15 protein-coding genes and 1 riboswitch are annotated in these 17,836 nt (G+C 63.4%); of the genes, 9 read left to right on the forward strand and 6 right to left on the reverse strand.

Going from position 1 to position 17,836, the window contains the following annotated elements:
* The first annotated feature begins 56 nt into the window (after positions 1–56).
* Positions 57–1,973, forward strand: coding sequence for a 1-deoxy-D-xylulose-5-phosphate synthase (gene dxs / locus ACU5AZ_RS05955; protein WP_446825102.1), 1,917 nt, complete (start codon positions 57–59; stop codon positions 1,971–1,973).
* A gap of 130 nt (positions 1,974–2,103) precedes the next feature.
* Complete coding sequence (locus ACU5AZ_RS05960) at positions 2,104–2,367, forward strand: hypothetical protein (protein WP_446825103.1); 264 nt, start codon at positions 2,104–2,106, stop codon at positions 2,365–2,367.
* 12 nt (positions 2,368–2,379) lie between these two features.
* On the opposite strand, the gene ACU5AZ_RS05965 is transcribed toward ACU5AZ_RS05960, so the two are convergent.
* Positions 2,380–3,393 (reverse strand): DUF4424 domain-containing protein, encoded by a 1,014-nt coding sequence (locus ACU5AZ_RS05965; RefSeq protein ID WP_446825104.1) that lies wholly within the window; start codon positions 3,391–3,393, stop codon positions 2,380–2,382.
* 100 nt (positions 3,394–3,493) lie between these two features.
* On the reverse strand, positions 3,494–5,374 hold the full coding sequence (locus ACU5AZ_RS05970) for a methyl-accepting chemotaxis protein (RefSeq protein ID WP_446825105.1): 1,881 nt from the start codon (positions 5,372–5,374) through the stop codon (positions 3,494–3,496).
* 238 nt (positions 5,375–5,612) lie between these two features.
* On the opposite strand from ACU5AZ_RS05970, the gene ACU5AZ_RS05975 reads away from it, so the two are divergent.
* Positions 5,613–6,368, forward strand: coding sequence for a TlyA family RNA methyltransferase (locus ACU5AZ_RS05975; RefSeq protein WP_446825106.1), 756 nt, complete (start codon positions 5,613–5,615; stop codon positions 6,366–6,368).
* Positions 6,365–7,615, forward strand: coding sequence for a class I SAM-dependent RNA methyltransferase (locus ACU5AZ_RS05980; protein ID WP_446825107.1), 1,251 nt, complete (start codon positions 6,365–6,367; stop codon positions 7,613–7,615). Before ACU5AZ_RS05975 ends, ACU5AZ_RS05980 begins: the two co-directional genes overlap by 4 nt.
* Positions 7,616–7,836: 221 nt before the next feature.
* Here ACU5AZ_RS05980 and ACU5AZ_RS05985 read toward each other — a convergent pair whose 3' ends face one another.
* Positions 7,837–8,625, reverse strand: a complete 789-nt coding sequence (locus ACU5AZ_RS05985) for an SDR family oxidoreductase (protein ID WP_446825108.1) — start codon at positions 8,623–8,625, stop codon at positions 7,837–7,839.
* Positions 8,622–9,059, reverse strand: coding sequence for a YybH family protein (locus tag ACU5AZ_RS05990; protein WP_446825109.1), 438 nt, complete (start codon positions 9,057–9,059; stop codon positions 8,622–8,624). Before ACU5AZ_RS05990 ends, ACU5AZ_RS05985 begins: the two co-directional genes overlap by 4 nt.
* Between ACU5AZ_RS05990 and ACU5AZ_RS05995 the strand changes: the two genes are divergently transcribed.
* From ACU5AZ_RS05995 to ACU5AZ_RS06010, 4 genes are all read left to right on the forward strand, one after another.
* Positions 9,048–9,959, forward strand: coding sequence for a LysR family transcriptional regulator (locus ACU5AZ_RS05995; protein ID WP_446825110.1), 912 nt, complete (start codon positions 9,048–9,050; stop codon positions 9,957–9,959). The genes ACU5AZ_RS05990 and ACU5AZ_RS05995 overlap by 12 nt on opposite strands.
* A 258-nt stretch (positions 9,960–10,217) precedes the next feature.
* Entirely contained in the window at positions 10,218–11,999 is a 1,782-nt protein-coding gene (locus tag ACU5AZ_RS06000) for an acyl-CoA dehydrogenase (RefSeq protein ID WP_446825111.1), read from the forward strand.
* A gap of 8 nt (positions 12,000–12,007) precedes the next feature.
* Complete coding sequence (locus ACU5AZ_RS06005; RefSeq protein WP_446825112.1) at positions 12,008–12,760, forward strand: crotonase/enoyl-CoA hydratase family protein; 753 nt, start codon at positions 12,008–12,010, stop codon at positions 12,758–12,760.
* A gap of 184 nt (positions 12,761–12,944) precedes the next feature.
* Positions 12,945–14,282 (forward strand): putative bifunctional diguanylate cyclase/phosphodiesterase, encoded by a 1,338-nt coding sequence (locus ACU5AZ_RS06010; protein ID WP_446825113.1) that lies wholly within the window; start codon positions 12,945–12,947, stop codon positions 14,280–14,282.
* Positions 14,283–14,327: 45 nt separating this feature from the next.
* On the opposite strand, the gene ACU5AZ_RS06015 is transcribed toward ACU5AZ_RS06010, so the two are convergent.
* Together ACU5AZ_RS06015 and ACU5AZ_RS06020 are read right to left on the reverse strand one after the other, a co-directional pair.
* Positions 14,328–15,422, reverse strand: coding sequence for a 2Fe-2S iron-sulfur cluster-binding protein (locus ACU5AZ_RS06015; protein WP_446825114.1), 1,095 nt, complete (start codon positions 15,420–15,422; stop codon positions 14,328–14,330).
* The gene (locus ACU5AZ_RS06020) at positions 15,422–16,666 is read right to left on the reverse strand and encodes an aromatic ring-hydroxylating oxygenase subunit alpha (protein ID WP_446825115.1); all 1,245 of its coding nucleotides are present in this window, start codon (positions 16,664–16,666) and stop codon (positions 15,422–15,424) included. Before ACU5AZ_RS06020 ends, ACU5AZ_RS06015 begins: the two co-directional genes overlap by 1 nt.
* A 108-nt stretch (positions 16,667–16,774) precedes the next feature.
* Positions 16,775–16,972: riboswitch (cobalamin riboswitch) on the reverse strand.
* A gap of 176 nt (positions 16,973–17,148) precedes the next feature.
* On the opposite strand from ACU5AZ_RS06020, the gene ACU5AZ_RS06025 reads away from it, so the two are divergent.
* Positions 17,149–17,805: a DUF6656 family protein gene (locus tag ACU5AZ_RS06025; RefSeq protein ID WP_446825935.1), complete on the forward strand. Its 657-nt coding sequence runs from the start codon at positions 17,149–17,151 to the stop codon at positions 17,803–17,805.
* Positions 17,806–17,836 lie beyond the last annotated feature (31 nt).

A 17,836-nucleotide genomic window follows, 5' to 3' on the forward strand; every position in this document is an offset into this window, starting at 1 on the left:
GTCTTATTGAATATCGCTTCCGGCGCACCAGATAACGCTAAACGAGACCGCCGCAATTGACCGAAATAGACACGCCTCTTCTGGACAGCATCAACATTCCCGCCGACCTCAAATCGGTGGAGGATGCGGCACTGCCGCAGCTCGCCCGCGAAGTGCGCGACGAGATGATCGAGGCCGTTTCGCGCACCGGCGGCCACCTGGGCGCCGGCCTTGGCGTCGTGGAACTGACGATTGCGATCCACAAGGTCTTCAACACGCCTGAAGACCGGCTGATCTTCGACGTCGGCCACCAGTGTTATCCGCACAAGATCCTCACCGGCCGGCGCGACCGCATCCGCACGCTGCGCCAGGAAGGTGGCCTCTCCGGCTTCACCCGCCGGGCCGAAAGCGAATACGATCCTTTCGGCGCCGCCCATTCCTCGACGTCGATTTCGGCCGGCCTCGGCATGGCGGTCGCCGCCGAACTGGACCACAAGGACCGCAAGGTGATCGCCGTCATCGGCGACGGCGCGATGTCGGCGGGCATGGCCTATGAAGCGCTGAACAATGCCGGTGCACTGGACGCGCGGCTGATCGTCATCCTCAACGACAACGACATGTCGATTGCGCCGCCGACCGGCGCGATGAGCGCCTATCTTGCCCGCCTCGCCTCCGGCCGGACCTATATGGGCTTTAGGGAATTCGGCAAGAAGCTGACCGCCTATCTCGGCAAGAACATCGACCGGGCCATCACGCGCGCCGTCGAGCACGCCCGCGGCTATGTGACCGGCGGCACCATGTTCGAGGAAATGGGCTTCTACCATATCGGCCCGATCGACGGTCACTCCTTCGATCACCTGCTGCCGGTGCTGCGCAATGTGCGCGACAACCAGAAGGGCCCGGTCCTCATCCACGTCGTGACACAGAAGGGCAAGGGCTATCCGCCGGCCGAAGAGGCCGCCGACAAGTATCACGGCGTCAACAAGTTCGACGTCATCACCGGCGCCCAGGCGAAGGCCAAGCCGAATGCGCCGAGCTACACCTCCGTCTTCGCCAATGCGCTGGTGCAGGAAGCTGGCTACGACGACAAGATCGTCGGGATTACCGCCGCCATGCCGTCGGGCACCGGGCTCGACAAGCTGGCCGAAGCGTTCCCGACCCGCTGCTTTGACGTCGGGATCGCCGAACAGCACGCCGTCACCTTTGCCGCCGGCCTTGCCGCCGAGGGCTACAAGCCGTTTGCGGCGATCTACTCGACCTTCCTGCAGCGCGCCTACGACCAGGTCGTCCACGATGTGGCGATCCAGGGCCTGCCCGTGCGTTTCCCGATTGATCGGGCCGGCTTCGTCGGCGCCGACGGGCCGACCCATGCTGGCTCCTTCGACACGACCTTCCTCGCCACCCTGCCGAATTTCGTCGTCATGGCCGCCGCCGACGAGGCGGAACTCAAACATATGGTGCGCACCGCGGCCGCCTTCGACGAAGGCCCGATCTCGTTCCGCTATCCGCGCGGCGAAGGTGTCGGCGTTGAACTGCCGGAGCGCGGCCAGATCCTGGAGATCGGCAAGGGCCGCGTCATCAAGCAGGGCGCCAAGGTCGCCCTCCTCTCCTTCGGCACGCGACTGGCCGAATGTCTGCTGGCTTCCGAAGAGCTGGATGCCTCCGGCCTGCCGACGACGGTTGCCGACGCCCGTTTCGCCAAGCCGCTCGATCACGACCTGATCCGCCAGCTGGCCGCCCATCACGAGGTGCTCGTCACCATCGAGGAGGGCGCCGTCGGCGGCTTCGGCAGCCATGTCGCCCATTTCCTCGCCAATGAGGGACTGCTCGACACGGGTCTCAAGTTCCGCTCCATGGTCCTGCCGGACATCTGGATGGAACAGATGAAGCCGGAAACCATGTACAGCCGCGCCGGGCTCGACAAGGCCGGCATCGTCTCGACCGTGTTCAAGGCGCTCGGCCAGGACCGGGTGGAGAGCGGTTCGCGGGCCTGACGGCCAGCCGAACTAACCTCTTGGAAACCAAAGCCGTTCGCCTTCAACTAACCAGTTTCCTTGGCGTTTTCTGAAATTTTTCCGGGTATTTTCCCTGTCAACAAAAAGAAATGACAGGGAAATTCAGACCATGCTGAAACGGGGATTGCTGATCGCCGGGGCGACGCTTGCCGCCGCTCCGGTCTTTGCCGGAGACTTTCCGGACCATGATCCGATGCTGGAACGCATCATGATCGAGCGGCTGCAGCCGAAACTGCCGGAGCTGCGCCCGACCTTCGGGATTCACGAACGGGCACGCCTCGTCCACGCAGCCGAGCAGCGCAAGCCGACCGGTCTGCACGCGCTGGCCGAGGAAGCCGAACCCGCCTATTACGGCCGCATTTCCTGGCTTTGAAGACGGCAACCGTCAGGGCTGCGCCGAGCGGACCAGGAACAGGACGTCCAGGTTTTTCTCCGGATAGAAATCCTGTTTGGTCATCTCGAAGGTGGTCGGCCCGGTCTTCTTGACGCCGTCGCCGCAGAAGCTGACGTAACTTTCCGTCTCACCCTTGTCGATCGTCAGGTGGAAGCGGCCGATCGGACCGTTCCAGTTGGCTCCGGTCGTCAGGATGTAGGACAGCCACTGCTCGGTGTAGAAGGGCTTGCCGGCATTCATGTCGGCAAGCGACTTGCGGCCGATCTTCTCGAATGTGTCGTCGATGCAGAACTTGTCCTGGTAACGCCGGAACTCTTCGCTGCGCGTCCCGTCATAGTGGAGATAGGCGACCTGCACCGTGCCGCCGACGCTCGGGCGGTAGCGGTGCGACACGTGGACATCGACGCCGGCCGGAAAGGTCGTGTTCCACCAGTAGGTGGTCTTCAGCGTCCAGCTCGGGGTCAGGTGCACCTTCATGCCGGTGCCGTCATTGTCGTATTCGTCCGGCACGATCAGGCCCCTGGCGAGCCAGTCCTCCTGCGTTTCCTTCGGCAAGCCTTCCAGTGCCTTGAACGTCGCATCGGCGAAGGGAAGAAGCGGAACGCCTTTCGACTGCAGTTCCTCGGTCATGTCGATGCCGGCGACATAGGCGCGCTGCTGTAGGGTAGCCTCGATCGGCTTGCCGTCTTGGGTCACGGAAAACTGCAGGAAGTTGGCGTCGTCCGTGTCGTCGAGCGCGACATTGGCATCGATCCCACCTTCGATGTCCGGCATCGGAAAGGCGACCATGCTGCGCACGTCCTTGTCCGAACCGTTGTGGAAGGTGTAGTCGACGCGCACCTCGTCTCGCGAGATGAATAGATCTTCGCTCGCCATCGTCACGTTGTAGCTCTTGACGAAGGTGAGCCCGCCAGCACCGAGTTCGCTCATGGAATCGTTGGCCTGCGCGGTTCCGCCGCCCGCCACGAAGCCCGCCAGCAGCAAGGCATGTCCGATCCGTCGCATAGCGCGCCCTCCATCCGCAATCGCTGCGGCGACCTTATCCAATCCAGGCCAACCGCAAAAGGCGCATTTCCCGCAGTGTCGTGGCGACGATGGCAACCGGCTAGCGACGGTTGCCGGCTGAAGCGGCCATCGGTGCGAACGCGTCGCCGCCGTGGGATTGCGCCCCGGCTCCGGCAATCCGGAAATGCGAGATCATTTCACGCAGCCGCGTCGCCTCGCTGGCGAGGCTCATGCTGGCGGCGCTTGCCTCCTCGACCATGGCGGTGTTCTGCTGGGTGACCTGGTCGAGGCTGCGGACGGCCTTGTTGACCTCGCCCAGCCCGGTCGACTGCTCGTGGGTGTTGGCGGTGATCGCGTCCATGTAGCCGTTGATCGAGACGATCAGCTCACCGATGCCGGTGAGCGCCTGGCCGGCATCGCGAACGAGCGCGACGCCGCCCTCGATCTCGGCCGACGAATTGTCGATCAGCTCCTTGATCTCGCGGGCGGCCCTCGCCGACCGGCCGGCCAGTTCGCGGACTTCCTGCGCGACGACGGCAAAACCCTTGCCGGCATCCCCTGCCCGCGCCGCCTCGACCCCGGCATTCAGCGCCAAGAGGTTGGTCTGGAACGCGATCTCGTCGATCACGGAGATGATCGAGGCGATCTTGCCGGAGGATTCCTCGATGCGGCGCATCGCGTCCTCGGCATTGACGACGACGCTTGCCGACTGGCGGGCGTTCTCGTTGGCCTGCTTGGAGACCGCCCGGGCCTCGTCGACGCGCTTGGCGGACTCCGAGACATTGCCGGTGATCTGCTCCAGCGCCACCGTCGTCACGTCGAGCGACGAAGCCTGATGTTCGGTGCGCTTCGACAGATCCGCGATGCCGTCGGCGATCTCGCGGCTGTGATTGTCGATGTTGCCGGAGCTCTGGTAGATCACCGAAAGCGTGTCGCCGAGCTGGCGGACGGAGGCGTTGAAGTCGCCGCGCAGCTCTTCGAATTCCGGCGCGAAGCGCTCGTTCAGCTGATAGGTCAGATCGCCTTCGGCCAGCTTCTTCAGACCGGCGGCAAGGCCGGACGTGGCGATGCGAAGGCGCTCGGCGGCCTGGCGTTCGGCCTCCTCTTCGGCGGCGCGGCGCTGCTCCTCGGCGTGCAGGCGATGATCCTCGGCTTCCTCCTCCAGACGCTTCTTGGCAATCACGGCCTCGCGGAAGATACCGAGCGAGCGGGCCAGCGCGCCGATCTCGTCCTTGCGTTCGGCGCCGGTCACCGCCGTATCGGCATCGCCCCTGGCCAGCCTCTCAGTGACTTCGCTCAGGCGACGCAACGGCTTCAGCGTGTTGGAGCGCAGGAGCGTGATGATCAGCAGGGCGGCGACCGTCAGCGTGCCGAGGCCTGCCAGCACCTTCAGCATGATGCGGCTTTTCCAGCTGGCGATCTGCGGGGCAAGATTGATCGAGGCGGAATAGGTGCCCATGACCTCGCCCGGCTCGATGTTCATCAGGCCGGTATGGCAGCCGGCGCAGCGCTCGTCGGCGGCATCGCCCTGGCCGAGGACGACCGGACGCGACAGGCGGAGCTTTTCGCCCTCGACTACCGACTGCCTGGCAAGCGACGCCATTGCCGCGGTATCGACCGCATCCTTCGGCGGCAGAATGGTGCCGCCATTTTCCTTCTGGAAGGCCTCGATCTTTTCCGCCATCACCACCCAGATATCGACGTCGCCGTTGGCCTCGGAAAACTGCTTCATCGCCCCGTCAAGCGTCATGACGGCGGGATCGCCGTCCTCGATCTGGCCGCGGTTCAGCATCGCCTGGATGTGCATCGCCTCCAGCAGATCGAGCGCAGCATTGCCGCGCATCTCGCCGCTCTCTCGAATCCGCGCCCAGTCCTGGCTGATATCGTAGGCGACCTTGGCGCTCTCGCCGACCATCAGGACGACGACGACGCTGAGCACGATCTGCACGGTGAGCGGGATGCGCTTGAGATATGAAAACATGTGAAGCAACCAAGAGAATGTCCGCGGAGGCGGACTGCACTGAAATTCGATCTCAGGCAGTTAAGAAAAAGCCGGTTAACACCCCGCTAACAAAGTCGTCTGTTCATAAGATATCATGAATAAACACGCAGACGCCGAGGCTATTCTTGATGACTGTCAAGAATAGCCGAAATCCGCCGCCTGCGCCCGCTGCCATTTCCCCCTTGCGCAATCGGCCCATGCAGGTCATGGACAGGGCATGACTGCCGACGACAAGACATCGCAGCGCCTGGATCAGCTTCTGGTGAACCTGGGCCACTTCGAGACGCGCTCGCGCGCCGCCGACGCGGTGCGCCGGGGCACGGTGTCGGTCGACGGCCGAAAGGCGGCAAAGCCGGGGCAGACGGTCCCCTCATCGGCAGCGATCGCGATCGACGACCCGGCACATGCCTATGTCTCGCGCGCGGCGCTGAAGCTGATTGCGGCACTCGACCATTTCGGCCTCGATCCGGCCGGGCTCCACTGTCTCGACATCGGCGCCTCGACCGGCGGCTTCACCCAGGTTCTCCTCGAACGCGGCGCGGCCCACGTCACCGCCGTCGATGTCGGCCACGGGCAGCTGCACGAGCGGATCGCAACACACCCGAATGTGACGAACCTCGAAGGGCTGAACGCCCGCAACCTATCAGCCGACGATCTCGGCGGCCGTCCGGTGCAGGCGGTCGTCTCGGACGTCTCCTTCATATCGCTGAAACTCGCCCTGCCGCCGGCGCTGTCGCTTTGCCAGCCGGGCGGCTTCTGCGCCCTGCTCGTCAAGCCGCAATTCGAGGCGGGCAAGGCGGCGATCGGCAAGGGCGGGCTTCTGAAAGATCCGACGACGGGACCGGCAATCGCGGCCGACATCGAGACGTGGCTCGAACAGAAACAGGGCTGGACGAGCCTCGGCTTCATAGCCTCGCCGATCGCCGGCGGCGACGGCAATCAGGAATTTCTCTTGGCAGGACGGAAAAGATGAGCACCGAAACGGTCACCATCAGCAAGCTTGGCGCACAGGGCGACGGCATCGCGCACACCACCGACGGGCCGGTCTACGTGCCCTTCGCGCTGCCCGGCGAAACGGTCGCGATAGCGCGCGTGAAGACGCAAGGGACAGTGATGTCGCTGGAAGCACCCTCGCCCGACCGGCGCGCGCCCGCCTGCCGGCATTTCGGCCCCGAGGGCGAGAACGGCACCTGCGGCGGCTGCACGCTGCAGCATTACGCCGACGAACCCTACCGCGCCTTCAAGCGCCAGCTGGTCGTCGACGCCCTGAAATCGAAGGGGCTGACGCCGACCGTCCACGAACTCGTGCCGGCCCATCCCGGCGAGCGGCGGCGCATGGTGATGACGGCGCGCGGCACCGAAAAGGGCCTGCTGCTCGGCTTCAACCAGGCCGGCTCGCACCACATCGTCGCCATTGCCGAATGTCCCGTCGCGTCGGCCGGCATCACCGCCCATCTCGGCGACATCCGCAAGATCGCGGCGGCGGTGGCGCAGGGCGCCAATCCCTTCCGCGTGACCGTTCTCGAGACGCTGACCGGTCTCGACATCGCCTTCGACGAGTTGAAATCGCTGCCCGACGACATCCGTGCGCGCACGGTCGAAGTCGCGCTTGCCTGCAAGCCGGTCGCCCGGGTTTCGGTCAACGGCGAGATCCTGATCGAGATGCGCAAGCCGCTGCTCGACTTCGAAGGCGCCGGCGTGAGCCCGAATCCGGGCGGCTTCACCCAGGCGACCCGCGCCGCCGAAGAGGCGATGGCACGGCTCGTCGCCGACAATCTCGGCAAGGCCAAGCAGGTCGCCGATCTCTTCGCCGGCGCCGGAACCTTCACCTTCCGGCTGGCCAGGAAGGCCAAGGTGCATGCGGTGGAAAGCGACGGCGCGGCGCTGAAGGCGCTCGACCAGGCCGTGCGCAACACGCAGGGTCTGAAGCCGATCACCACCGAGCGCCGCGACCTTTTCCGCCGGCCGCTGCTTACCAAGGATCTCTCGCGCTACGACGCCATCGTCTTCGACCCGCCGCGCGCCGGCGCCGAAGCGCAGTGTCGCGAGTTGGCAAAGGCGAAGACGCCAAAGGTGATCGCGGTCTCCTGCAACCCGGTCACCCTCGCCCGCGACCTCGCGCTGCTGGTGGACGGCGGGTATAAAATCGAGAGCGTGACGCCGATCGACCAGTTCTTGTGGTCGGGGCATGTGGAGGCTGTAGCGGTGTTGGTGCGGTAGGCTGGGAGATGGTGGCCTAGCAGCTTCCGGCCAGTTCGAAGCGAAGGACAACAGAGGCAAGCGGCTCTTTGAAACTCGCTTCTTTTGAGTAGACGGCGGACATGGTCGTTCCTTTCATACCGGATCGGAGTTTGTTGGTGTGCGGTGGCATCCATCGGTTACCATCATCCGCATACCAACGCCCGTCCTTCCATGCGGAGGGCGAGCGCCGGGAGACACCCTCACACGGTGCGGATGGTCCCACCATCGATCACGAACTCGGCGCCGTGAATCGCGGCGGCACGATCGGCGGCGAGATAGGCGATGAGGTCGGCCACCTCTTCGGGCTCGGCTGCCCGCCCGATGGAGATCCCTCCCAGGGCATCAAGCACGGACTGACGCGCCTCTTCAGTCGTTCCGCCATTGGCAACCCGAAGTGTTTCGAGAAAGTCTCCGGCGGCCTCTGTCATGATCCAGCCGGGTGAGACGGAATTGACCCGCACGCCTTTGGGACCGAGTTCCTTCGAGATCGACTTGCTGTAGGTCCTCAGCGCGGCTTTCGCGGCAGCGTAGCCGGTTGTGGATTCTGGCAGCGGCAGGACGGACTGGATCGAGGTGATGTGCACCACAATGCCCTTCCCCCGCTCGAGCATCTGCGGGATCAGCAGCCGATCGAGCCGGACCGTCGCCAGCAGGTTGAGGTTCAGTTCGGCGAGCCAATTGTCGTCGGTCAGCGCAACGAAGCCGCCCGCCGGCGAAACCGAACCGCCTATGACATGGGCGAGAATGTCGATGCCGCCCAGCCGCTCAAGCGCCGCCTTGGCCAGCGCTTCGCCGCCCTCCGCAGTGGTGAGGTCCGCCTGGACATATTCGACGCCCTCGATAGGATCCTTGATCGTGCGGGCGGCGGTGACAACACGGGCGCCGCCGGCCAGAAAGCGCTCGACAGTCGCGCGGCCCAGACCCTTGGTGCCTCCGCTGACAAGCACGCGTTTGCCGGCGAATTCGGTGGGATCTGCCTTGATGTTCATACCGTGACCTCCAGGGTCTTGATGGCCCCGTGCGCCAGCGTGAAGCGATAGGTGAAACGGAGCGGGCTGCCCGGGAAATCACCGTGCGCGGGACCTTCGACGACGACATCGCCGTATTCCTCCCGAACAGTGTCAGGCTCGAAAATGGCCTTCACCGGGATCACTTCTTCTTCGAACAGTTGCCGGATTGCCGGCTGCCCCTCGAAATGCTTGCCGTTGTCGATAAAAACGGCGTCAGGCAGGAAAGGCTTCAACATGCCGTCGATATCGAGACGAGCATTTGCTTCGACATAGTCAGCGATTGGTTTGGGTAGGTGCATTGACATTTTCATCTCCTCGATGGTGACAAGACCTAGATAGCGATTGACTTCTCTCCTGATAATCGAGACAAATCGGCATATCGTGTTACGGAAATCGGGATAATGACGCGCCATTCGCTGATCGAACTCGAGGCGGTTCTTGCCATCGTTCGGTGCGGCTCGTTTCGGGCAGCGGCGCTCGATCTCGGCATGTCGACCACGGCCATCAGCAATGCGGTCGGCAAACTCGAGCGGGAGCTTGCCGTGCGATTGTTCAATCGCACCACACGCAGCGTCTCACTCACCTATGCCGGGCGAATTTTCGTCGCACAGATCAAATCTGCGCTCGAGGACATTCAAAAAGCGATGGACACGGCGCGCTCCCAGCAGGAGACGCCGTCAGGTACCTTGCGCATCAATGCCTTCGCGACAGCAGCGCGCGAGATCATGGCGCCGCTGGTCCTGAGCTATCTGCAGCGCTATCCGCAGGTTCATATCGACCTGGTCACCGAGGGGCGGCTTGTTGACGTCGTAGCGGCGGGCTTCGATCTGGGAGTGCGCAGCGCGGACTTGGTGCCCAGCGACGCAATCGCCATACCGCTGGGCCAGATGCGACGTATGGCGGTTGCCGCATCTCCAGCCTTTTTCAAAAGCAGGGCTATTCCCCAGGTGCCACAAGAGCTGCTCACCTACCCCTGCTTACGCGTACGGCTTCCCAATGGCGCCTTGTTCCGTTGGCGGTTCGAGAAGGGCGGCGAAGAATTGCAGCTCGACGTCGAGGGCCCGATCACCCTCGATGAAGCTTCCCTGGCCCGAATCGCGGCAACAAACGGCGTGGGGATCGGCTATTTCATGGAAGCCGATATACGCGACGACATCGCGGCGGGACGGCTCGTGCGCATTCTCGAAGACTGGACGCCACCGCTTGAGCCGCTGTGCCTCTATTATTCCAATCGGCGCAATTCCTCAGCGGCATTCCAAGCCTTTGTAGCGCTCGCACGCGACTTCGCAGCCGGACGGCTCGCACAGCCCTAGAAGCGGACATCACAATGGCTGAGCGGAAGACCGGCTTGGGCCGGAGACGATCGGCTGCTCTGCCTGCTGGGGAACGGCCGGCTTCCCGTGACCATCATCTGAAACCGCCAGTCCGCCGCCCCCGCATCGCCACACTCCTCCCATTTTCAAATTGACGTTTACGTAAAAATCAATTAGCCCATGGAAATGACACCATGCGCGCTCAGGCTGCGCGTGGCATGCTTAGCGTCCAATTCGTCTGTTCGGAGGAGGAACGGAATGTACAAGGCACCGGTCGAGGAGATTCTCTTCACCCTGAAACACGTCGCCGGGCTCGATGAGGCGATCGACAAGGGGCTCTTCGACGACCTTTCCGACGATCTGGTGGATGCGATCCTGACGGAGGCGGGACGGTTTGCGAGCGAGGAACTGGCGCCGCTCGGCGAGATCGGCGACACGCAGGGCGCGACGCTCAAGGACGACGCCAGCGTGAAGACGCCGGATGGGTGGAAGGAGTGCTACCGCCACTGGATGGAAGGCGGCTGGAACTCGCTGACCGGCAGCCCGGACCATGGCGGCCAGGGCCTTCCCCATATGCTGAATGTCGCGACGCTGGAAATGTGGAACGGTGCCTCCATGGCCTTCGCGCTCGGCCCGACTTTGACGGAGGGTGCGGCGGAAGCGCTTTCCGCCCATGGTTCGGAGGAGTTGAAGGCGAAATACCTGCCGAAGATGATTTCCGGCGAATGGATGGCATCGATGAACCTGACGGAGCCCGGCGCCGGCTCCGATCTCGGCGTGATGAAGACGCGCGCCGAACGGCGTGACGACGGCACATACCGCATCTTCGGCCAGAAGATCTTCATCACCTATGGCGAACACGATTTTACCGACAACATCATCCATCTGGTGCTGGCCCGCCTGCCCGATGCACCGCCCGGCTCGCGCGGCATCTCGCTCTTCCTGGTGCCGAAATTCCTCGTCAACGAGGATGGTTCGCTCGGTGAGCGCAACGATGTCTTCTGCCATTCGCTGGAACACAAGCTCGGCATCCACGGCTCGCCGACCTGCACGATGATCTACGGCGACGGCCGCTTCGGCGATGAAAAGGGCGCCATCGGCTTTCTGATCGGCGAGGAAAACCGGGGCTTGAACTGCATGTTCACGATGATGAACAACGCCCGCCTGGCGGTCGGCATGCAGGGTGTGGCGATCTGCGAAGCCGCCACCCAGAAGGCAACCGAGTACGCCCGCGAGCGCACCCAGGGCAAGGCTCCGGGGTGGACGGGAGCGGGCATGAGTCCTATCATCGAGCATCCGGACGTCGCCCGCATGCTTTTGACCATGAAGGCGCTGACACAGGGTTCCCGGGCGATCAGCTATGCCTGCGCGCATGCGATTGACCTCTCGCATAGGCTGTCGGGAGCAAATGCCAGTCATTGGGGCGAGCGCGCCGCCCTTCTGACACCGATCGCAAAGGCGTTTTCAACCGATGCCGGCGTCGAAGCCGCGTCGCTCGGCATCCAGGTGCATGGCGGCATGGGCTTCATCGAGGAGACGGGCGCCGCCCGCCTCTACCGCGACGCCCGCATCGCGCCGATCTACGAAGGCACAAACGGCATCCAGGCGATCGATCTCGTGACCCGCAAGCTGCCGCTGTCAGACGGCGAGCAGGTGCGCGGCTTCATCGCCGAATTGAGGATGATCGCGTCTGCGGTCCGGGCCTCCAACATCGGTGGTTTCGGCCATACGGCGGAGGCGCTGAGCGCCGCGCTCGACGACCTGCAGGCGGCGACCGACTGGCTGCTTGCGGCGCTTGCCGCGGGCAAGGTGGAAGACGCGCTTGCGGGCGCCACGCCCTATCAGCGGCTGTTCGGCCTTGCGCTGACCGGCTGCTATCTCGCCAAGGGCGGACTTGCAGCAACTGACGACGGCAAGCAGGACAACCGCATCGCGCTCTGCCGTTTCGCCGCCGAAAACATGACCGGTGAAACCTCGGCATTGAAGCATCGCGTGATTTCCGGTGCGGCAAGCCTCGCCGCCGCCCGCGCCTGCCTGTGAGAACGACCATGACCGACCATATCCTCGTTGAACGTCCCGAAGCCTATCCCGGAGTGCAGGTGATCCGCTTCAACCGCCCGGAAAAGAAGAACGCGTTCACCCGGGACATGTATGCCCGGATGACCGATGCGCTGCACACGGCCAATGGCGAGGAGCGCATCCGCGTCACCGCCTTTCTTGGCACCGATGGCTGCTTTTCGGCGGGCAACGATGTCGCCGATTTCCTCGCCGTCGCGATGGGCGGCAACATGGGCACGGAGGTGCTCGACTTCCTCGCTGCCCTCGTTCATTCGGAAAAGCCGCTCGTCTCGGGCGTCGACGGCCTGGCCGTCGGCATCGGCACGACGCTGAACCTGCATTGCGACCTGACGCTTGCCACGCCGCGCAGCCTGTTCAAGACGCCTTTCGTCGATCTCGGCCTCGTGCCGGAGGCCGGATCGAGCCTCATCGTGCCGCGCGTTGCCGGCCATCAGCGGGCCTTCGCGCTGCTTGCCGCCGGCGAAGGCTTTTCGGCAGACGAGGCGCACATGGCAGGCCTGATCTGGAAGATCGTGCCGGAAGCCGAGATCGAAACGGCAACGCTGACGATGGCCGCAAGGTTGGCGACAAAGCCGCCGGAAGCCCTGAAGATCACCCGCGGCCTGCTGCGCGGCGACAAGGCGGCGCTGTCGCAGCGCATCCACGAAGAGGCCAGGCATTTCGGCGAACGACTGAGAAGCGCCGAGGCGCGTGCCGCCTTCGAGGCCTTCATGCGACGCTAGGCACGCCACGGCCCCAAACCGATCGCTGTTCGGAGCCTAACCCACCGATTTCATGACCAAAACTCCCATATCTGACAGTCCGTCTCAGCCAATTCTTAACATTTGCTCGTCAAAGCTGCGTATCCTAAACCGGTTCACGACCTGATCGCGGTATCCGGTTCACGGCACAACGAGCAAGGGCCTTATGCACAGCACGTCGCTGAACACCAGCACAGCACAGACCACCTCCCTGTCGTCCCCTCGCATCCTGCAAATCTGCGAAGCGCTCATGTGGATCAGCGCCGCACTCTGCGCTGCCTGGTTCGTGCTGTACATGACCCTCGGATACAGGGTCGCCGCGGTCAGCGTTGGGGTTCTGGGCCTGGCGATGGTCACCTCCCTTCTGATGCTGAAGGCAGGCATGGTGCAAGCCGGGCTCCTCTTTTCGCAAATCACCAGCTACATCTTCGTCTGCCATTTCGCCCTGTGCTTCGACATTCCGGACGCGGACACGCCGCGCATCCTGCATATCTACCTGCTGGTGATCGCCCTTGTCGGCTACGTCAATTACCAGCGACAACGCTCATGGCTGCAGATCGGCATCATCGCGGCCTGCCTTGCCGGCTTCGTCTTTTTCGCGAGCAGCAATTTCAGCATCCCGGCTGCGACCCCGATCTCCGGCACGGTTCGCGGCCCCCTGGCCATCATCAATGCCGGAATCCTGACAACGCTGTTTTCCGGTATCGTTGTGGTCCTGCAGACGAACGCCGCCGAACAAGGCGGTCTTGTGCGGGAGTTGCTGCTCGGCGTCAGCCGCGGCGAATTCGAACTCTTCTACCAGCCGCAGGTCGACCGCGGCGGCCGGACAATCGGGGCCGAGGCCCTGTTGCGCTGGCAACATCCCAAACGGGGCTACATCTCCCCGGCCGAGTTCATTCCGCTCGCCGAGCGCAGTGGCATCATGCCGAAGATCGGCAGCTGGGTGCTGAAGGAAGCGTGCCAGACGTTGTCGGCGTGGAACGCCAACGCCAGCACAAGGCACCTGACGTTGGCGATCAACATCACCGCCGACCAGTTTCTGCTGACGGATTTCGTGCAACTGGTGGAGGGTACCGTCAGGACCTATGGCGTCGATCCGAAGCGGCTGAAGCTGGAGCTGACGGAAAGCGTGTTCGTCGCCGATGTCGAAGGGCTGGCCGCCAAGATGACGGCCCTGCAGGATATCGGCATCGGCATTTCGCTCGACGACTTCGGCACCGGCTACTCGTCGCTCAGCTATCTGCGCCGACTGCCGCTCACGCAATTGAAGATCGATCGCAGCTTCGTACGCGGCGTGTCGGAAAACGAACTCGACGCCTCGCTTGCCAAGACCATCGTGCAGATGGGGCACGATCTGAGCCTCGACGTGCTGGCGGAAGGCGTGGAGACGGAGGCGCAATACCGCTTCATGCTCGACTGCGGCTGCAGCGCCCTCCAAGGCTACTATTTCGGCCGTCCGATGACTTTGGCCGATTTCGAGCTGCGGGTGCCGACGACCATCTGACGGTCCAGCCGGCTCCGCGCTGCTCGAAGTTGATCGAGGCCTTCGTCAGGCCTCGATCTCGACATCCGTCAAGGGACGCGAGCAGCAGGCGAGGATGTAGCCCTCATCGATCTCGTCGTCGAGAATGCCGCCATTGTGCTGCATGTCGACCTTGCCCGACAGGCACTTGACCCGGCAGGTGCCGCAGATGCCGGATTCGCAGGCCGCGCCGATGCGCACGCCGTTGGCACGGGCCGTCTGCAGCACGGTAAAGCCCGGCTGACACTCGACATTCTTGCCGCTGTCGGCGAAGCGCACCTTGAACGACGGTTCCTCGTCCTTGTCCTCGTTGACCACGATCGGCATGTCGGCGATCGGGGCGGCCGTCGCGAAGGCCTCCTGGTGATAGCGGCTCATGTCGAAGCCGGCGGTCTCCAGCGATTCCCGCACCGTCGCCATGAACGGCTCGGGTCCACAGCAGAACACCGTGCGGTCGAGGAAGTCCGGCGCCAGCAGCGCGATCTTGGCCTTGTCGACCCGGCCCTTGAGGCCCGACCAGAACTGCGAACGCTCCAGCTGCTCGACGATCAGGCCGAGCGAGAAGTTCGGCATGTAGCGCGCCTTGTACTCCAGCTCCGAGCGGAAGATGATGTCGTTCGGCGAACGGGCACAGTGGATGAAGGCGATGTCGCTGTCCGGTTCGCGGTCGCCGAGGTCGCGGGTCATCGACATCATCGGCGTGATGCCGGAACCGGCCGAGATGAACAGGTACTTCTCGCCCGGATGACGGACATAGGAGAAATCCCCGCGCGGGCCGTGCGCCTTGATCTTCATACCCGGATAGAGGCTTTCCTGCATCCAGCGGGTGCCGATGCTGTCCTTCTGCGCCTTGACCGTGACGGCCAGCATGAAGGGCCGCGAGGGGCTGGACGACAGCGTGTAGGTGCGCAGCACCGGTTCCGGTCCGACCGGCAGTTCCAGCGTGACGAACTGGCCGGGCAGATAGCGGAACCAGCGGTTCTCCTTGTCCGCCCGGAAGGTGAAGGTCATCGTGTCCGGCGCCTCCGGCGTCCAGCCGACGCATTCCAGCATGTCTTCCTTGTCGCTCCAGGGGAGCATTTCGTCGACATGCTTGAAGGGAGCTTTCTTCACGCTGCTCATTACGCGACAACCGACAGCTTGGTCTGATCGCCCTGCAGGCGGTCGATCATGAAGTTGGTGTACCACTCGACGAACTGCATGACGCCGCCTTCATGGTCGGGCGAATACGGACCCGGCTCATAGGCCGGCGAACGGATGCCGAAGGCGTTTTCCTCGACGATGCGGCGGTCCTGGTCGTTGGTCTCGTTCCAGACGTGGGTCAATTCCTCGAGGTCGTAGTCGACGCCCTCGACGGCATCCTTGTTCACCAGCCACTTGGTCGTGACCATGGTCTCTTCCGGACCGAGCGGCAGCACGCGGAAGGAGATCGCGTGATCGCCCAGCATGTGGTTCCAGGTGGTCGGATAATGGAAGAGCAGCATGGTGCCGATGTTGCCGACGGTGACGTCGGAGGACAGCGGCTTCTTCACTGCAGGCTTGCCGGACATGGTGTAGCTGACGGCGCCTTCGATCAACGGCATGCGGGCGGCGCGGAACTGGCCGCTGTCATGCATCTTGAACTGGCTCGGCAGGCCGGCGTCCTCGCAATGCTTCCAGTGGGCAGCGATGACAGGATCATCGCCCGCGCCCTGCGTGCCGGTAACCGACGGGGCTTCCGGGTATGTGCGGCAGAGCTCCGGATGGTTGCCGGCGCAGTGGTAGCATTCGCGGTTGTTTTCCCAGACGAGCTTCCAGTTGCCCTTCTCGATGATGGTCGACTGGTGGGCGATCTTGGCTTCCTTGAGACGGTGCGGCCCGACATAGGCATCGACCATTGCGCGGACGGGTTCAAAGTCGGGAGCGACCTTGGCGAGACAGACGAAGATGTAGCCGGCCACCGTTTCGCAATGCATTTTCTTCAGCGAAAACTGCGACTTGTCGAAGTCGTCACCCATCTGCCGGGCAAACAGCAGCGAGCCGTCGAGTTCGTAGGTCCACTGGTGGTACGGGCAGACAAGCTTGGCGGAGGCGCCGCGCTCGGTGTTGCAGACGCGCGAACCGCGGTGACGGCAGGAATTGTGCAGGGCGCGGATGACACCGTCGCGGCCACGCACGACGACGACCGGATAATCGCCGACCTGAACGGTGAAGAAATTGCCTGCCTTCGGGATTTCGCAGTCATGGCCGATGAAGAGCCAGTCGCGATACCAGATCGTTTCCATATCCAGCTTGAAATAATCCGGATCGGTGTAGAAGGCCTGCTCCAGGCTGAAGCCTTCGCGACGGTTGTTCAATTGCCGCAGCACAGTGTTACGAATATCCATGACCCATCCTCATGCGCCAAAAAAATCAGTGATGCAGACAACCGACAGGTCACGGCCGGCTGGGAGCACCGACAGTTGGAGACCCCGGCCGGTTGCTGCGGCCAAGTTTCAAAATCCATGCTTCAGGCTGGTTTCCGGGCTGAAGAGCCTCCCGTCGCTGCGGGAACTGGCCGTTCCGGACCATGCCGGTGGTTCTTGCGCCAGTTTCAAGCTCTTATACCGTTGCTAGGCAGCGCCGGATTTTCACCGGCTTTCCCAATTTTCCGCCCTCCCTAGCAGGGCGAGACCTTGAGCCTGAACACACTATAGTTGGGAACCGACGTCGCAGACACGCTGCCAGCGACACGCGACACGACAATTGACGACACGCAAGAACGTCGCAGACGGGACAGGCAAGCGGTCGAGGACGGCTCTTAACCGGCGGTTAACCACGTTTTGCGACGATGATGGACCATAGCGGAGCCCTGCACGTGTCCGAAGCCATGAAGACCAGATATTACCAGGCGGCGGAGAAAAAGCCGAAGCTTCCCGGACAGGCGGTTCACTCCGAATTCCTGCGCACCGGCCGCATCGTGCGCAGCAAGGAAAACTGGCTGGAAGAGGAACGGCGCTACCTCACCTACGAGGAGGTCGCCCAGCGCACGGGCAAGATGCTGATGTCCGCCGGCGAACGGACCCATGAACGGTTGAACCGGTTTCACAAGTCGATCCAGTTTCCGAAGATTATCTTTCACCGCACGTTCGAGCAGAGCCCGCATCTCGGCTATTGTCACATCACAGCCGCGCGGACGAACCATCCGCGCTTCAACGAGGTCATCTGGGCGTTCTACATCGCCAACTTCTTCTCCGAAATCGGCGGCACCGACGCCTTCTTCGGACGTCTGAACCTCAAATATCCGCGCATGTACTTCGCCGTGGCCGTCAACCAGAACCAGCCGGTCCCCGCAGAAAGGCCGGCGCAGACCAAGCCACGGACGGCGATGGCACAGCTGCCGGCGCCGCCACGCCTGCAGATCGACCGCAGCATCAACAATGGCGGCATCCTCTTCCAGACGCACGAGAAGAAGGAAGCGGTCAAGAACGTGCTCCTGCTCGGCGCCCGCGACGAAGCGCTGAGGCGAATCATTCAGGCGCTCTGACGCACCCGGTACCCCTACCCTGCTCCGATCG

The organism is Rhizobium sp. PAMB 3182 (genome assembly GCF_052908355.1).

Bases quoted from the DNA above. Each gene is read 5' to 3' on its own strand.
- ACU5AZ_RS06005 (WP_446825112.1), top strand. From the start codon at position 12,008: ATGACCGACCATATCCTCGTTGAACGTCCCGAAGCCTATCCCGGAGTG.
- ACU5AZ_RS05965 (WP_446825104.1), bottom strand. From the start codon at position 3,393: ATGCGACGGATCGGACATGCCTTGCTGCTGGCGGGCTTCGTGGCGGGC.
- ACU5AZ_RS06025 (WP_446825935.1), top strand. From the start codon at position 17,149: ATGAAGACCAGATATTACCAGGCGGCGGAGAAAAAGCCGAAGCTTCCC.
- ACU5AZ_RS05970 (WP_446825105.1), bottom strand. From the start codon at position 5,374: ATGTTTTCATATCTCAAGCGCATCCCGCTCACCGTGCAGATCGTGCTC.
- ACU5AZ_RS05985 (WP_446825108.1), bottom strand. From the start codon at position 8,625: ATGAACATCAAGGCAGATCCCACCGAATTCGCCGGCAAACGCGTGCTT.
- ACU5AZ_RS05975 (WP_446825106.1), top strand. From the start codon at position 5,613: ATGACTGCCGACGACAAGACATCGCAGCGCCTGGATCAGCTTCTGGTG.
- ACU5AZ_RS06010 (WP_446825113.1), top strand. From the start codon at position 12,945: ATGCACAGCACGTCGCTGAACACCAGCACAGCACAGACCACCTCCCTG.
- ACU5AZ_RS06000 (WP_446825111.1), top strand. From the start codon at position 10,218: ATGTACAAGGCACCGGTCGAGGAGATTCTCTTCACCCTGAAACACGTC.
- ACU5AZ_RS06020 (WP_446825115.1), bottom strand. From the start codon at position 16,666: ATGGATATTCGTAACACTGTGCTGCGGCAATTGAACAACCGTCGCGAA.
- ACU5AZ_RS05960 (WP_446825103.1), top strand. From the start codon at position 2,104: ATGCTGAAACGGGGATTGCTGATCGCCGGGGCGACGCTTGCCGCCGCT.
- ACU5AZ_RS06015 (WP_446825114.1), bottom strand. From the start codon at position 15,422: ATGAGCAGCGTGAAGAAAGCTCCCTTCAAGCATGTCGACGAAATGCTC.
- ACU5AZ_RS05980 (WP_446825107.1), top strand. From the start codon at position 6,365: ATGAGCACCGAAACGGTCACCATCAGCAAGCTTGGCGCACAGGGCGAC.
- ACU5AZ_RS05990 (WP_446825109.1), bottom strand. From the start codon at position 9,059: ATGGCGCGTCATTATCCCGATTTCCGTAACACGATATGCCGATTTGTC.
- ACU5AZ_RS05995 (WP_446825110.1), top strand. From the start codon at position 9,048: ATGACGCGCCATTCGCTGATCGAACTCGAGGCGGTTCTTGCCATCGTT.